This window comes from Paraburkholderia sp. DD10, assembly GCF_049177125.1.
Taxonomy (GTDB): domain Bacteria; phylum Pseudomonadota; class Gammaproteobacteria; order Burkholderiales; family Burkholderiaceae; genus Paraburkholderia; species Paraburkholderia terricola.
On sequence record NZ_CP185393.1, the window covers coordinates 3412620 to 3427446 of the forward strand.

The 14827-nt window shown below is 56.7% G+C and carries 13 protein-coding genes and 1 pseudogene; 13 read left to right on the top strand and 1 reads right to left on the bottom strand.

Going from position 1 to position 14827, the window contains the following annotated elements:
* Positions 1-5: 5 nt before the first annotated feature.
* A complete protein-coding gene (locus ACOCG7_RS30820; protein WP_421378540.1) occupies positions 6-872 on the bottom strand; it encodes a hypothetical protein in 867 nt (288 codons plus the stop codon).
* Between the two features lie 250 nt (positions 873-1122).
* Here ACOCG7_RS30820 and ACOCG7_RS30825 point away from each other — a divergent pair, with 250 nt between their 5' ends.
* The 13 genes and pseudogenes from ACOCG7_RS30825 (at position 1123) to ACOCG7_RS30885 (ending at position 14511) form a co-directional block, all read left to right on the top strand.
* The gene (locus ACOCG7_RS30825) at positions 1123-1875 is read left to right on the top strand and encodes a hypothetical protein (RefSeq protein WP_421378542.1); all 753 of its coding nucleotides are present in this window, start codon (positions 1123-1125) and stop codon (positions 1873-1875) included.
* Between the two features lie 71 nt (positions 1876-1946).
* The gene (locus ACOCG7_RS30830; RefSeq protein ID WP_421378545.1) at positions 1947-2105 is read left to right on the top strand and encodes a hypothetical protein; all 159 of its coding nucleotides are present in this window, start codon (positions 1947-1949) and stop codon (positions 2103-2105) included.
* Positions 2106-2267: 162 nt separating this feature from the next.
* Positions 2268-3284, top strand: a complete 1017-nt coding sequence (locus tag ACOCG7_RS30835) for an IS110 family transposase (RefSeq protein WP_083083750.1) — start codon at positions 2268-2270, stop codon at positions 3282-3284.
* 339 nt (positions 3285-3623) lie between these two features.
* Positions 3624-5024, top strand: a complete 1401-nt coding sequence (locus ACOCG7_RS30840; protein ID WP_176035857.1) for an ISNCY family transposase — start codon at positions 3624-3626, stop codon at positions 5022-5024.
* A gap of 92 nt (positions 5025-5116) precedes the next feature.
* Positions 5117-5806: pseudogene (locus ACOCG7_RS30845) on the top strand (DnaB-like helicase C-terminal domain-containing protein); the annotation flags it as partial.
* Between the two features lie 244 nt (positions 5807-6050).
* A complete protein-coding gene (locus ACOCG7_RS30850) occupies positions 6051-6845 on the top strand; it encodes a TIGR04255 family protein (RefSeq protein WP_310159515.1) in 795 nt (264 codons plus the stop codon).
* The gene (locus ACOCG7_RS30855) at positions 6842-7429 is read left to right on the top strand and encodes a hypothetical protein (RefSeq protein WP_421378550.1); all 588 of its coding nucleotides are present in this window, start codon (positions 6842-6844) and stop codon (positions 7427-7429) included. Before ACOCG7_RS30850 ends, ACOCG7_RS30855 begins: the two co-directional genes overlap by 4 nt.
* A gap of 12 nt (positions 7430-7441) precedes the next feature.
* Positions 7442-7960, top strand: a complete 519-nt coding sequence (locus ACOCG7_RS30860) for a hypothetical protein (protein WP_310159460.1) — start codon at positions 7442-7444, stop codon at positions 7958-7960.
* 804 nt (positions 7961-8764) lie between these two features.
* A complete protein-coding gene (locus ACOCG7_RS30865; protein WP_310159461.1) occupies positions 8765-9175 on the top strand; it encodes a helix-turn-helix transcriptional regulator in 411 nt (136 codons plus the stop codon).
* A gap of 391 nt (positions 9176-9566) precedes the next feature.
* Positions 9567-10100 carry a Tn7 transposase TnsA N-terminal domain-containing protein gene (locus tag ACOCG7_RS30870; RefSeq protein ID WP_421378554.1) on the top strand — a complete coding sequence of 178 codons (534 nt, stop codon included), beginning with the start codon at positions 9567-9569 and terminating at the stop codon, positions 10098-10100.
* 14 nt (positions 10101-10114) lie between these two features.
* Positions 10115-12079 carry a Mu transposase C-terminal domain-containing protein gene (locus ACOCG7_RS30875; protein WP_421378557.1) on the top strand — a complete coding sequence of 655 codons (1965 nt, stop codon included), beginning with the start codon at positions 10115-10117 and terminating at the stop codon, positions 12077-12079.
* Positions 12066-13004 (top strand): TniB family NTP-binding protein, encoded by a 939-nt coding sequence (locus ACOCG7_RS30880; RefSeq protein ID WP_421378560.1) that lies wholly within the window; start codon positions 12066-12068, stop codon positions 13002-13004. The genes ACOCG7_RS30875 and ACOCG7_RS30880 overlap by 14 nt, the downstream gene beginning before the upstream one ends.
* Before the next feature lie 46 nt (positions 13005-13050).
* Positions 13051-14511: a hypothetical protein gene (locus tag ACOCG7_RS30885; RefSeq protein WP_421380588.1), complete on the top strand. Its 1461-nt coding sequence runs from the start codon at positions 13051-13053 to the stop codon at positions 14509-14511.
* Positions 14512-14827: the final 316 nt, after the last annotated feature.

Genomic DNA, 14827 nt, shown 5'->3' on the forward strand with positions numbered 1-14827 from the left:
TTAACCTAGACCGTGTACTGGCGGGGTTTAAGCGCAGGCATGTCCTCCGGAAGTAGCTTCTGTTTCTTTGACTCCTCAATCCACTCTTCGAAGGACGCTCCGGATCGCCAAAGCGTATCCAGATGACCTTTAAACAGACGATATAGCCCCACCCCTTCGGCAGGCGTTGCGGGCTTGACCTGCAAGCAAATGCTTCGGTTCTCGATGCGGTTGTCGATGACGCCTACGTGATATGGGTCAATGAACATGGTCGCCGCAGTAGCGAAGACTGTGGCGTGCATGCCGTAGCGAACAAACCGTACCTCAAGCGTTGGATAAGTGTTGTACAGCTTGATCAGCCCAGGCACGTTCAATTTGGAATCGAAACGCTCGCCGTCGACATTGAGCCTGTTTCGAAAACCCTTCTCCGCTGAGAATGGATCGAGCAGCACGACACGAAATTCCACGCCCTCCTTGAGGCGCCTTTCCACCGCAGGCCAATGCCGATAGACGCCAGGGTCTAGATAGGATGCTCCCGAGTTCGCGCACAACCACATAGCAGTGGCGGCAGCGACCTCATTTTGGGTCGTGCGATTGCGGCGATCCTGTTCGGCTGACTTCTGCATATCAAAGTAGTCAACAGCACCTTGTGGGATAGCCGATGCTGCGATCTTGGCTGCGAGATCCTCCCGCAATAAGATTTCCATCAGCGCGGGCCGAGCTTCGACCAGCTTGATCACCGCAAAGATCACGAAGGCGAGAGCCGAGAACGTGAAGAACATCGGCCACTCGCTGTTCTGACTCAGATAGGCGGTCACCACCGCGACGATGAAAAGGATAAGTTCGCAGGCAACAAGGGTGCGGTGAAGAAATACTCTATTGGAATGCGCCATGGATGCTGGGGCTGGGGCCGTGACCGCCCTTGCTCATATCTGTGATGGCGCAGAGGGTACACCAACGCCAAGCCGCTGGGTACTCTCCGCGTCATTTCAACGTCTCACAGAAACCGTGGGGCAATAGTGCATGTGCCCCGGGACGGCGCAGGTGCACGCTTCGTCACCCTTCCCTGACACCGATCTGTTTGCAAGCTATCTGGTTAATAATCTATGGCTAAACCGAAGCGTCCATCAATTCTGAATTACCATGAGCAAACCTAAAGCACCTCGAATCGGTACTTGTACCTACTGCGGAGAGGAAAAACCGATAACCGCAGATCACGTGCCACCCAAAAATCTATTCGACCGCCCGTTTCCGCCGAATCTGCTAACCGTGCCTGCCTGCGCGGATTGCAACGGAGGGTTCAAGAAGGATGATGAGTATTTTCGAATAGCGCTGACCATCACTGACAAGGCCAAAGGCCAGCGTGGGCGTGACGGCATACTGCCTACCGTGTTGCGAGGCATCAATAGCCCGAAAGCAGGTCGCTTTCGAGCGACTCTACTATCAAACACTCAAATTGCGCCCCGGTTCAGCCCGAGCAGGATCTTTCTCGGCAACCAGCGCCAGATAATCTTAGACGGGGCGCGAATTGAGGGCATTGCTCGTCGCATCGTCCAAGGCCTGTTTTTCCACGTGAAGGGGCAGCGACTACCGGATGATCACGCGATTACTGTGGTCCCGGTGGGACGTTTTCGCGAGATGGCCAACCTTCATCCGGAAATGGATCTCGCGCTGCGCGAGTTTGTTGCGCGGATCATGGCGGAGCCGTTAAAGGAGCATGGGGACGTGTTCGGTTACCGCTGGACTCAATCTCCTAACGGACCATCTCATACCATGTGGCTGCTTTACTTTTACGAACGGCTTGAGTTCTTCTGCACGACTTTCTCCACGGCCAGCATTGAAGGAACCACGCTTGAGGGAGAGATCGAGCGCGTCCGCGCGATTGCGAAAGGATAAGGCGTTCGGCTATAACAACAGCGGGACGTCGGCCATCGGTCTTGAAGCAGTTGTTTTTCGGGAAGCGTCCAATGACCGGCAAGACAGAGGATCTGGCCGCTGATCCGAGCGTTTTGTCGGCCGCTTCCAGGACTGAACTGTCATTTGAACGACACGGGTGGCGCAAGGCCGAACGTCTCTTCCTGGTCGCACTCAGCCTGCCGCCCGCCAGCGATCAGCTTTTGACATAAAACCTGCTCTCGAGCTGTAACGGGTGTAGTAGCTTTATAGATGGAATGGTCGCCTCCCGCCTTAGCGGTCATCTGAAGGCCGCCGTCTGGACGCCAATATCCTGACGCGGGCGATGTGCAACAGTATCGTTTCCGCAAGGTCATGCGGTAAGGAGAAACCAGATGGAACCCACAACCATTGCCATCGATTTGGCCAAACGCGTATTCCAGATCCATTTCGTTGAACCGGGAACTGGCGTAATCCACAGTAAGGCCCTGAAGCGCGCCCAACTCACGCCGTTCTTTGCCAACCGTGCCCAATGCCGGATTGTGATGGAGGCTTGTGGAAGCGCGCATCACTGGGCCCGACAGCTTGCGGCGCTCGGCCACGATGTCCGGTTAATTGCAGCGCAGTTCGTCCGTCCATTCGTCAAATCCAACAAGAACGATGCTGCGGATGCTGCAGCAATCTGGGAGGCAGCTCAACGACCCGGTATGCGGTTCGTCGCCATCAAATCGGAGGATCAGCAGGCCATGCTTGCTTTACACCGGATGCGCCAGCAACTCGTGAGATTCCGCGTGATGCAGGTGAACCAGTTGCGCGGCCTGCTGTACGAGTTTGGCGTGATCCTGCCGCAAGGCCGGCGTGCCTCAATTGACGCGGCCAAAGCATCGCTCGCATCGATCGCCGATCAAGTGCCAGCCATGTTAATCGACAGTCTGCAAGATCAGCTATCAAGGCTGTTAGCCCTCGACGAGCAGATCCTGCACATCGAACAACGCATCACTGAATGGCGTCGCGGCGACGAAGCATGCCGTCGCATCTCCGAGATTCCTGGTGTCGGTCTGTTGACTGCAACGGCTGCAGTTGCAGTCATCGGTAACGCACACGCGTTCAGGTCCGGGCGAGAATTCGCCGCCTACCTGGGGCTGGTACCGAGACAGAATGGCTCCGGTGGCAAGGTCAAGCTGGGCGGCATCAGCAAACGCGGCGACGTCTATTTACGCACGTTGCTGATCCACGGCGCCCGATCCGTCATATCGAGTTCAAAACATCTGCCTGAACGGATGCGAAGCATGCTTGCCCGACGACCCACGAACGTCGTGGCTGTCGCACTGGCGAACAAGGTTGCGCGAATAATCTGGGCATTGCTTGCATACGGTCGAACGTATCAGTGTCCTACGGCTGCGCCAGCCTGAAAATGCGTTGTAGTTGATACAAACCCACTCACGGTTGCATTGGTGATGTTGAACGATGGCAAGACAGGTTGGACCGCGCAAAGGCAAGCCTGAGACATTTCTCGGACTTCGAGTCCGTTATTTAGATTAGGACCTTTGCGGCGAAATCCATCGGGGCCGGCGGGTATGTTCCGCAATCGAGTCCGGATATAAGTCCGCAACCACCCTCCTCGCCAACAACGATATCTCCTTGCAAATGGGAGGCGACCATATAAGAAATGTCGCGTTCTAGCCATTTAGAGATGTCGTGTTCTGCTCTGGGTATGCTTGCCGGTTCCCCGCGGGATTACGGAGCCGGCCATGCATCCAGCGACACTGGTGACATTGAACATGCGCGAACTCGACCGACTGAAGGTGATCCAGGCTGTGGTGGACACCGGTCTGAAACCTGGACGTGCTGCCGACCGTCTGGGCCTGACGGTGCGGCAGATCGAGCGGCTGGTAATCCGGTATCGTGAATCAGGCGCAGCGGGCCTGGTCTCACGCAAACGCAGCCGACCGGGTAACCGGCGGCTGGACGACGACGAGGCCCAGCGCGCCCTGGCGATTATCCGCGAGTACTACGCCGATTTCGGCCCAACGCTGGCCTGCGAGAAGCTGCACGAATGCCACGGCATACGTCTGGCGAAGGAAACGGTCCGCAGGCTGATGACGGACGCGGGCCTATGGGTGCCGCGCCGGCAGCGGCCGCCGAAGGTCTACCAGCCGCGCGCGCGGCGGTCGTGCCTGGGCGAGCTGATCCAGATCGACGGCAGCGAGCATCCCTGGTTCGAGGACCGGGCGCCGCAGTGCACGCTGCTGGTGTACGTCGACGACGCAACGAGCCGGCTGATGCACGTGCTTTTCACGGCCACGGAATCGACCTTCAGCTACTTCGAGGCGACGCGTGCGTACATCGAGCGTCACGGCAAGCCGGTGGCGTTCTACAGCGACAAGGCGAGCGTGTTCCGGAACACGGCCGCAAGCAGGACCGGCAATAGCGTGACGCAGTTTGGTCGCGCGATGTACGAGCTGAACATCGACACGATCTGTGCAAACAGTAGCGCGGCCAAGGGCCGTGTCGAGCGCGCGCACCTGACGCTGCAGGACCGGATGGTGAAGGAAATGCGCTTGCGCGACATCCGCACGATCGCTGCGGCCAATGCCTGGGTGCCCTCCTTCATGGCGGCCTACAACGCGCGTTTCGCAAAGCCTCCGAAGAGCGACTTTGACGCACACCGTCCGCCGAGGGCTGACGAGAACCTTGAACTCGTGCTCACGTGGCGCGAGCCGCGCAAGGTGACGAAGGCGCTGACCGTGCAGTACGACCGCGTCATGTATCTGCTGGACGATACGCCGGCGCATCGCAAGCTGATCGACCGGTATATCGAGGTCTGGGAGTATCCGGATGGGCGAATCGAACTTCGGGCAGATGGCGGTGCATTGTCGTGCAGGCAGTATGACCGGCTGACAGAAATCGATCAGGGCGCGATCGTCGAGCATAAACGTTTGAGCCACGTGCTGCAGGTCGCGCAGGTGATTCAGGCTCAACGCGATAACAGCCGGATCGGCAAGGCGCCTTCACGAACGCATCTGGGGGTTGCAACCAGGGCTGAGGGCAGCTCGCCGGGCAAGAAGAAAGAACGCGAATTCACCCAGACTGACATCGAGCATGTGATCGTGGATCTTGCCCAGCAAAGACAGATAACCCGCAACCCGTAAACCTGGCCGGTGGTCTGCAGGGTCAGTCGAAACAGACGTCGGCGCCCTGCCCATTCACGGCGGATCCTTCGACACTGGGTGATCAGTAACCGATGAAAGACCGACCTTTTAACCCTGAAAACACGACATTTGTATTTAGCCGCCGCCACGACATCTTGAAATGGCCTCGACAAACGGGTGCCCTGCGCAACAGCGGGCGTTTTCGATTGGCACCGCCGCACGGCCGTGCGGCAAGACGCGAGGCATTTGTGGTGATCAAACCGGCAGCAAAGGGCGGCGCTGCGGACTATGAGCCCCAGCATCTGAGTCTGATCTTGGTCGGCTTGCCGACGCTGATCGCCACAGGGTTTCGCGATCTGGATGCGAAGCTCGACGGTGGCATGAACGCCGGTGAGCTGATCGTGATGGCCGGCCGCCCATCGATGGGCAAGACCGCACTGGCCGTCGGCATGGGGGCTTACGTGGCGCGCACAGTCGGCACGGTGCTGGTGTTCTCGCTGGAAATGCCAGGCAGCCAGCTGACCCAGCGCAGCCTGGCACGCGACGGCCGCATCCCCATGCCGCACATCAAGAACGGCGCGAACATGACGGAAGCGGACCTTGCCAGTCTGACGAAAACCGTTGAAGACCTGACGCATCTGCTGATGCTGATCGACGAAAGCCCCTGCCTCTCACTGGCCGAGATTGCCAGCCGCAGCCGCGCTGTGAAGCGCCGGCACGGACTGAGTCTGATCATCGTCGATTACATCGGCCTGATGAGCGGCGGCGAAGGCGAAAGTCGCACACAGCTGTCATCCACGAGGAGTTCACGGCATGAGTGCCCAAAGGACGGACGCAGCCGAAAGATATACGCCCGTGGTCGCCTACCCCACCTGCAACAGTCGAACGCCGGACATCGTGAATTCGGCCTGGCGTTAATAACGGTCTTGTGCTATTTTGCCCCCAAGCGCCCACTGGCGCACTACCACAAACTAGCCGCCAAGAAAAGCCGTGACCGACAAATCCAGAGAGGGCGCCCGATCGCATGTGGAGTTCACGAAGCCGCCGGTCGTCGAGGTAGCCTGCGGCGTCCTATTCTTCAGTCCGCAGCCGCTTCTCAGTGCTCACGTAGGAGCATTTTGGGACCGGGTTCGATCGGAATTCCCTCGCGTGGAGGATGCACCACCCCTACCCAGTGTTGTCGAGCAACTCGGCGTGGGAACTGGACAGGCCCTCGAGTTCAGTAGTGTGCCGCCCCTTCGGCGGTCTTGGATGCTTAGCGAAGATGGCCGCAACCTTATTCAGCTGCAGCAGGATCGTTTTTTGTTTAACTGGAAGCGGACGGCGGACGGGGACTCATACCCGCACTATTCGGCTGTAGTTGAACAGTTCGAACGTCACCTGGATTCATTCCTGACCTTCTTCCGCGAAGTGGCTTCTGCTGAAGTCTCGTTCAGACAGTTCGAACTCGTTTACGTGAACCATATATCGAAGGCGAATGGGCTCGACATTACGGGACTGGATTCCCTGTTGGTCGACCATATCCGAGATCGGAATGCCGAGCGGTTTTTGCCTGAGCCCGAAGGCCTCAGTTGGTCCACGGCCTACGCATTGCCAGACGGGCGGGGGCGACTTCATGTCGCAGCGCAGACGGCGATCAATCTGCCCACGAATGAAAAGCTTGTCCGACTAGATCTGACGGCGCGTGGCATTTCTCCTGATGCTTCAGCAGAGGGCCGTCGGCAGTGGTTTGACATGGCGCACGAATGGATAACGCGTGGGTTTGCCGACGTCACGTCGCCGGCATTACATAACGAAAGTGTCTGGGGGCGAACATCATGAATAATTTCTGCTTCAACGATGATGATCGGCAGTTCAGCATATCGTCCTTTGCCCCGGTTTCTACTGGCGTCACACCGGGAGCAAGAAGTGGCTACATGCAGTCGTGGCGCCTCGTCGAGAGCAACCAGACCGCTCGGGAAATCAAACGACGCGAGGCTGTGGTGGTGACAGAGGTGCCGGATGTGGACGTTGCTGTCCTGCCAGGTCATGCCGTAACAGAGGAAGCACTCAGCTCGGTCAGGAACAAGGCCCAGCTAATCGAACTGATCGAACGCTTCAAGGCAGAGGGTTTCGCCCGCGGCGACGAAGATTTGAAGATTACAGAGGCAACGGCACAAGCATCCAGTTGTCTCTTTGAGATGCTACCTCTAGCGGCACCGCTCCCTAAGATCGCGCCTGACGGTGAAGGGGGCCTAACGGCAATATGGACACAGACGGCTGATGCTGTTGTGCTTGTCGTCGCCGGTTGGCACGTTAGCATGGTTGTCGCCGCCGCTACGCCGCGTGCCGAATACTTTGACGATCTTCCGTTCGACGGCGCGCATCTGCCGCAAGCTTTGATTGAAGCGATCTCATTGCGTTAGGAGTGAACGCTCTTGGTCGACGAGAACGCAAATGAACTGGCGCACGGGGCGCTGGTAGTGGAAGAAATTCCCAATCAAGATGCTGTGAGTCGCCTCATCGATTTTCCGCACAAGTATGACGATTTCCGACATCTGATTTTGGACACGGCCTTTGTATTTACCAAGAGTAAAGGCACGGGCGAATACACCGGCGAATCTGTCAATTGGAGTAAGTATTGCGCGACCGCCGAAGCGATCCACGCGCTCGGCTGCGCTTGGCAAAAAGCGAAGCGCGAACGGAAGCCGGACATGCGATATGTCGGTTACATCGCCTCAGGAGTAGCGGATATTCGGCAGGTGGAGTCGAACCGTGGCCACCGTTTTCAGGTGGTACACGCGCCAGAGGATGGCCAAGGTCTTCATCATGCAGAGGTTAGATACCTTCCAAATGCCGTCGCAGGGGCGCGGTTTGAATCGATCGATAGGGAGGAGTTGAAATTGGCATTGCGGCAAAAGTTTGGCGATCTGGTCGCGCACGACTGCGAGGAATAACTGACCGTCGAGCGATCATTTCGGCGTCGAGCGCCTAGCCGACTTTTTATGCCATTGATGAAGTAACCGCAGTCCCCTAGGGGCAACTTTGGGGGCAACTTCCATGGATCTGCAAAGCGAAGCCTTGTCCGGTGGACGTTTGTAGAAGTTGTTTGGTAGTCCTACTCACCGCATAGCCGACTAACGCTTTCTGCAGCAGAGGATTCGCGCCCGTACGGTGTGATGAGTAGGTCCGCCTCGCCTGTACGGTAGCTTGGACTCCATTGCTTGGCGCGCAGTCGAATGAAATTGCATAGCGGAGATTTGAATCATCCGAGTCGTCGAACTGTCGATCGAGAGCGTCCGTGGATCGCACAATATGCGAGCGATGGATCTGGTGCGACGCCCCCGGATCCCGCGGCGCCGGTGCGGGACGCTGTACGTCCTACATAGGCACTCCAAACAACAATGCAATGCGCGAAATCTGAACGGGGTAATGCATTCAAAAATCAATAGGAAAATTTCATCCCTGCAAGCTGCCCTTCAGATGCTCGCGAGTCAAGCCGAGCACTTCTCGCGTTGATACATCTGACGCGTAGGCTTCCCTAACAAAATCAATCAGAAATTAACTGCGGTCGCAGATATTAGACGTAGCGCGTTTGCCAAGGGAAGAAAAACATATATCTAATTGGCTCCGTTAGAGACGGTTTCCCTAAAGTGCGTGTCTCGTGCCGAGAATCGGCGGTACGGTCGGCCAATTGCTCATCGATTACGCGATCGCTATGCTGTGAGGTAACCTCCCATCCCCCTTTCGTAGTCGATCAAATGACCGCTCTTGGTGCCTTCGTCCGCGATCGTCGAAACGAACTCGGCCTCACGCAGGCCGCGCTCGCGATTCGCGTCGGCGTCGACGATACATACGTCAGTGCTGTGGAAACTGGGCGCAGGACGCCCGATGGCTCGCCCTTCTTGGACGATCTGGCACGGGCTTTGGAACTCGACGGCGATCAGCTTTGCGAGCTATTCCTAGCGGCCCGTCGGTCCCAGCGACTTTTCCGATTGCCGGAGGAGCTTTCAGCGCGCAAGCACGCCGTATTTATGGCGATTGCGGATGATCTTCCGCAACTCAGTGAAGGCGACATCGAGGTTATCGCAAGCGTGCATTCGGCCTTAGTTCGGAACCGAAAGTCCTTCGCCGCAGACATCTCAAAGGTAACCGAAGGAGGGCCTATGTAAACCAAAAAACGCCGCAACCCCGAAGGGAGTGCAGCGCTCTCTGGTCGGGACCTGTGCAGATCCGCGAATGGCCAATTCCAGTCTGCCCTGTCCCAATCTCAGAGTCAAGCCCTTCCTTTTCCCATCGATTTGCTGCCGCTCGAGACTTGACTACTCCGTGTCAAGTCTCGAGACCACGCTCGTCCATTGGGCCGAGAACCCGTCAACAGTTTGTTGATGGGCAGGCAGCGGTATGCCGAAAGGAGGCATCTTGAAAAAACCACAGACACGATTGAGTGGCCCGGCGTCAGCAATTCTCCCGAAGAGTAGTCCCCGGGCACGCAGGCCCCGCCGAATCGTCACCGTCTCAGGTCGAGGCGCACGGGGATACGTCCCTATCCGGAAGTCGGCTTTGGCCCAGTTTGAGAGCCTTGTGGAACTAAAGGCTCTTCAGGCTTTGGAAGTAGCTCCGTCTGTCAAGTCGATCACAACCCAGCCACGAGTGTTTGAATACACAGAAGGTGCGCGCCGTCGACGATATACGCCTGACGTAGAAATCGAGGTCGAGATCGGGGCCGCCATTGAAGCAGTGTTCCTCGAGGTCAAGGACGATGAAACCTTCACCCCGGATTCGGAGGCTGCCGAGCGGATACAGGCCGCGTTATCGCATCTTCGCCAACAGGGCGAGCGATTGCATATCGTTTTGCGGTCCGATCTCATTGCAAACGAGCTCGACCAAAAGCTTGCGCTGATACTCGGGCAGCGTCCACGTCGCATCAGATTCCGCACAGATATCGATCCAACTATCTGGGATCCGGAAATGGGCACGGTTCCTTCAGCCGACATACAGCAACGATGGGAAGACGCAAAGCGCGAATGCGATGAACTGCTTCGGCGGATCACGAATCGCGATCCGGATGACCTTCTACCGGTTTCCACTCGTTAACGGGAGCATCCACCATGGCCAACTTTACTAAAGATCAAATCATTTTTCGCGGTGAGGGAAGGTATCGGCTCGTCCGGGTTCAGGATGACATTGCCTATCTGGAAAACACCGTTACAGGCGAGCTTTCAAATCACAGTGAAGCAGATCTGCTGGAAGAGTATTTGCGAGGATACCTACGTACTGGTAATAGCAAGCAATTTCAGCGACCGCCAAGCTGCAGCGTAGTCAAAGACGCACTCGAGGCCGCAACATCACCGGTCAAGCCAGGAGATTTCGAGACACGGCGGCGCGTGAACTATCTGGTGATGCTTGATCGCCTCGGCGCATTCGATGGCTCCCGATACGCCCTGCGTCGGGCCATCCAAAGCGTGGCGGTGGAACTGAACGACATAAAGCCGCCTCATGAAACGACCATCTATCGATGGCGCAGACGGTACCGGCTCGCAAAATTTGATATTCGAGCATTACTCGATGTAAGCAGTCGGCGGGGGGGTAAAGGAGAGTCGCGACTGGAGCCTGCGGTTGAAGGAATTGTGCTGGAGAAAATCGAAACGGCTTTCCTGAACAGCAAACGCGGGACGGCTGAAGACGTCTATAACGCTGTATTTCTTGAAATTCAGCGACTGAACACAACTCGTATAGAGTCTGAATGGCTCAAGGTACCAGGGCTTCGGACCATTCAGAGGCGAATCCACGGCATGGACGCATTTGAGCGGGCAGTCGCTCGCTATGGCGAGCGGGAAGCTCGGCGGCGGTTCGCCGACCAGTTTTGCGCCCGAAGGGTAACCAGAATTCTTGAGATCGTCGAGATCGACCACACGCCGATGGACGTGATGTATACGGACGCCGAGGGCAGAGTGATTGATCGGCCAGACTTCACGGTCGTGCTTGACCGGCTCTCTCGATGTGTCCTTGGATTCTGCATCAGTTCGGCCGGTCACGGTGTTCACGCCGTGTTCGAAGCGCTACGCCACTCGATGATGCCTAAAAGCTACCTGAGAGAGCGATTTCCCGAACTTCGAATGGAGTGGCCCTGCCACGGTTGGCCCGAACGCTTGCTCATGGACAACGGGCGTGAATTCCATGCGCGCGCCGTCGTTGATGCTCTAACAAACCTTGGCGTGGTTTGCGAATACGCGGCTTCGCGCGACCCGAACGACAAGCCATACGTTGAACGCTTTCTTAGGACGTTTAACTACGCCTTCGTCCACAAACTGCCAGGAACAACCCTGGCAAAAGTCCACCAACGCATAGGCTTCAAGTCGGAAGACGAAGCCTGCATTACATTCGAGCAACTCAATCAAATGGTCCACGTCTGGATCACGTCTGTGTATCACTTACGGCCTCATAAAGGTCTTCAGGGACGCGCACCACTTGATGTGTGGAAGGAGAGCGCAGCTGCATACCCGCCTCTCTTGAAATGCAACGCTGATGATCTCAGCATCGAATTTGGTGAGTTTGCCGAGTCTGCGGTACAGCACTACGGGATCGACCTCAAGACCTTCCGCTATGCCTCTCCCGAATTGCTAACCTTGCGCGCGATGCTTCCAGCTAAGCAAAAGGTGCAAGTCAAGGCCCCGTACGAGAACGCTGGCTTGATCTGGGTGTGGGACCCATTCGACAATAAATATATCCCCGCTTACAACACCGATGAACGGTACAACAACTTGACGGTGGAGCAAGCCAAGGCTCTGAGGCACGGATATAAGACCTCCGATGCCCACCAGCGGACTCGAGCAAACGGCGAGGAATGGATCCGTGAGAGAGCCAATGAGGCGATGCAATCGAAGAAATTGGCAACGCGTAAACAGGGTGCCCGTCAGGCGCATACGACTTCGAAATCCGCCAATCGACCTTGGCCCCCTGCCCCTGATGCCCAAGCTGCGGATCTGCCCCGCACACTCACCCCAGATTCGGACGAGCTTTCCGATTTTGAAGCTGAGTCTATCAACATCGAGGTGAAGCATGAAAACCAATAAAATTTGTGGGGAGATTGTTAAGGATATCAGATCAAGTTTCATAAGATTCCCTCACGTCGAGAGAATATTGATTTCGTTCGACCGTCTATACGAGTATCAGTGCGAAAATGAAGAGGCTGAGCACATCATATTGCTCGGCGAGTCTGGGGTCGGTAAGTCAACATTGGTTAAAAGGTACGCCCATAGGCATCCTCCCATAGAACACGAGGAGTTTACCGAGATACCAGTGCTTTACTTGGTTCTCGGTCCATCGCCGACTCGAAAAAGCCTTGCCCAAACGTTTCTTCGAGCCATGGGAGATCCAATGTGGCGTAGAGGCAGTGAGCCCGAGTTGACTGAGCGAGTTATTGATCTCTTTGCGAAATGCCGCGTGCGGCTCGTGATCATAGACGAGGCCAATCACCTGATAGATAGAGGTGGAGAAAAAACGTTGCACACCGCGGCTGACTGGCTCAAGGTTGTAATCGACAGTTCGCAGGTTTCGTTTGTGTTCGCAGGCATACCCCGAATCAAACGCTTGCTCGCGACCAACGATCAATTGCGCGGGAGGCTCAGAGAGGTCATCGAAATTGAAAGGTTTTCAGTTGCGAACGAGTCCGCGGAGCTCGACCTCCGTAGCGCTCTGAAGCGCTTCAAAAGCTACATGGGAGACCTCCCGACAATTGATATCTCCGGGGCAGCTGTTGCGCGGCTGTTTGCGTTTGCGACTGATGGGCGGTTGCGTGACATCCGTAGGCTCCTGGTGCGAGCTGTCGAACTTGCATACGAAATGCCCGATCCCAGGCTGACCGACGTGGTTTTGGCCGAGGCGTTCCGGACCGTCATTTACTCGGGCTCGCCAGATAGCCGGAATCCTTTTCACAAAACATTCAATCAGATGCCTCTCGTGAAGAGCGACGAGCCGTTCGCACCTGTGGAGCGCTGACATGGACTTTCATTGCAAAACTGACCGACCACTCTGTCGTCCCAGGATGCTTCCCGGTGAGTGGGTCGAGACATATCTTTTCCGTGTTGCAAGAGCCAATGGTATTCGGCGCCCTCGGCTAAGGGATGCAGATGACCTTCGCCCGACACTCGCGGCAACCGCCTTGAGCAAGCCTGATGGCTATCCACTATGGGGCGAAATTACGTTACCGCGGTGGGCTGTCGTCACCCGTAATAATGCCATCCGGTATTGCCCTGCGTGCATGACCCAGTCCAGGCACATTCGCTCGTGGTGGCGCCTTAGGCTATTCGAGATTTGTACCATTCACTATATCCGGCTGAAAGACGATCTGGCCGAACCTGTGATGACGAGAGGCTACAACAAGTCCGGGAAACGCTTCATTACCGAGGTGACTGATGAACAGATGTGGGAAGGAGCAGTATGTCCGATGCCCAGAGAGAGAAGTTATGTCGAGCGACTGTGGTCGGGCTTTGAAAGCTCGATCATCGAAGACGATACTCAGACCGCTATCGAGACGCTCCCATTCGTCCTGCTTCTGGATGCACTGTTCGACGCGATCGCAGCCAGAACCGGCGTCCGGAGAGCTCTACAGCTCGGAATTCCCCGATCAGCCAGCCTAGCCGAACTTGTTGAACAATTCGAATATCCCGTGACGCCAGACTTGGCAGGAATTCGCGCGCTCCTTAAGCTGATTGCGGCCAGGCACCGTTGGGCAGCGCTTACACGGCTCCGCCGAGTGCTGATGGACGAGGTGGACAGGCCGACATGCCTGTCCGGGCTGCCCGTCGCCGAATTGCGAATGGTACTGCGGAATAACCGTCGGAAAATGGCCGATAAGCCGGCACGAAGCCTCGCATGTCCGCTGCAGGCACAATCCGATGAATTCGTGAGTTTCGAGAACGCGAGGTTGCTTATTGGATGCACATCAGGCTGTTTAGGGCGCCTGGTCCGTAACGAGTTACTTCCCGGTATGAAAGCCGTATTACCTGGCCAGAGGCGTTGCACCTATCTCCCTTGGCGGTCAGTAGAGGCGTGCCGTAGCTGGTTCGCGTTGCATGCAACCCGCGAGACCGTGATGAAGGAACTTCACATAAATCGACGCACCTTTTCTGTCCTGCTGGGCGCGGGTCTGCTGCGCGCGGTCGAGGTCGATGCCTATCGCTTTGTTCCGCGAGACGTACTGACTGATCTGTGTCGGCATCTGGCGAATATTTCCAGACCCGACGTTGCACCGACTACTCACCGCTATCCGTTGTTCGGAACATTGTTGTCCGTGGGTGGTATCGGAACAGCGGCGTCGATTGAACTGTGCAAGGAGGCGTTCGCCGGCAAATTCCCTATTTATCGGCGAAATGGAGAACCTGGCTTGTCCGCGTTTTTTGTCGACGAGAGCGTGCAGGATCGTATACGCGTACTCAAGAGGTTCGATTTGGCAAGGCGCCGGTGTCAGGAGCAGTCGTCTCAGCAGCTCGCGTTAGCGTTGTGATGACTCGCGAGTCGGTCCGATTTGCTGATTGGCGATCTCTAAGAACTGCCCTGTTCGCGGGGCAGTTCCTCGTTCGCCCTGCCGCCCACTCGGATGAAAGTTTCCTCGGCTATCGCCTGCGGGTAGCAGATGCCAACGGACTGGCGAACCCTAACTGGCTTGAGTGCATTCAAAGGACCTTGCCAAAATCACATGGCTTGGCACGATGGTGTCCGCATTGCCTCGCGACAGTGAATGGCTACTGGCGAGAGGAATGGCACACTGGTCGGGCAGCGTGCTTAATTCACGGTTGCTGGCTCGCCTCAGTATGCGGTCG

Bases quoted from the DNA above. Each gene is read 5' to 3' on its own strand.
- ACOCG7_RS30880 (WP_421378560.1), top strand. From the start codon at position 12,066: ATGAAAACCAATAAAATTTGTGGGGAGATTGTTAAGGATATCAGATCA.
- ACOCG7_RS30830 (WP_421378545.1), top strand. From the start codon at position 1,947: ATGACCGGCAAGACAGAGGATCTGGCCGCTGATCCGAGCGTTTTGTCG.
- ACOCG7_RS30855 (WP_421378550.1), top strand. From the start codon at position 6,842: ATGAATAATTTCTGCTTCAACGATGATGATCGGCAGTTCAGCATATCG.
- ACOCG7_RS30840 (WP_176035857.1), top strand. From the start codon at position 3,624: ATGCATCCAGCGACACTGGTGACATTGAACATGCGCGAACTCGACCGA.
- ACOCG7_RS30865 (WP_310159461.1), top strand. From the start codon at position 8,765: ATGACCGCTCTTGGTGCCTTCGTCCGCGATCGTCGAAACGAACTCGGC.
- ACOCG7_RS30875 (WP_421378557.1), top strand. From the start codon at position 10,115: ATGGCCAACTTTACTAAAGATCAAATCATTTTTCGCGGTGAGGGAAGG.
- ACOCG7_RS30885 (WP_421380588.1), top strand. From the start codon at position 13,051: ATGCTTCCCGGTGAGTGGGTCGAGACATATCTTTTCCGTGTTGCAAGA.
- ACOCG7_RS30825 (WP_421378542.1), top strand. From the start codon at position 1,123: ATGAGCAAACCTAAAGCACCTCGAATCGGTACTTGTACCTACTGCGGA.
- ACOCG7_RS30820 (WP_421378540.1), bottom strand. From the start codon at position 872: ATGGCGCATTCCAATAGAGTATTTCTTCACCGCACCCTTGTTGCCTGC.
- ACOCG7_RS30835 (WP_083083750.1), top strand. From the start codon at position 2,268: ATGGAACCCACAACCATTGCCATCGATTTGGCCAAACGCGTATTCCAG.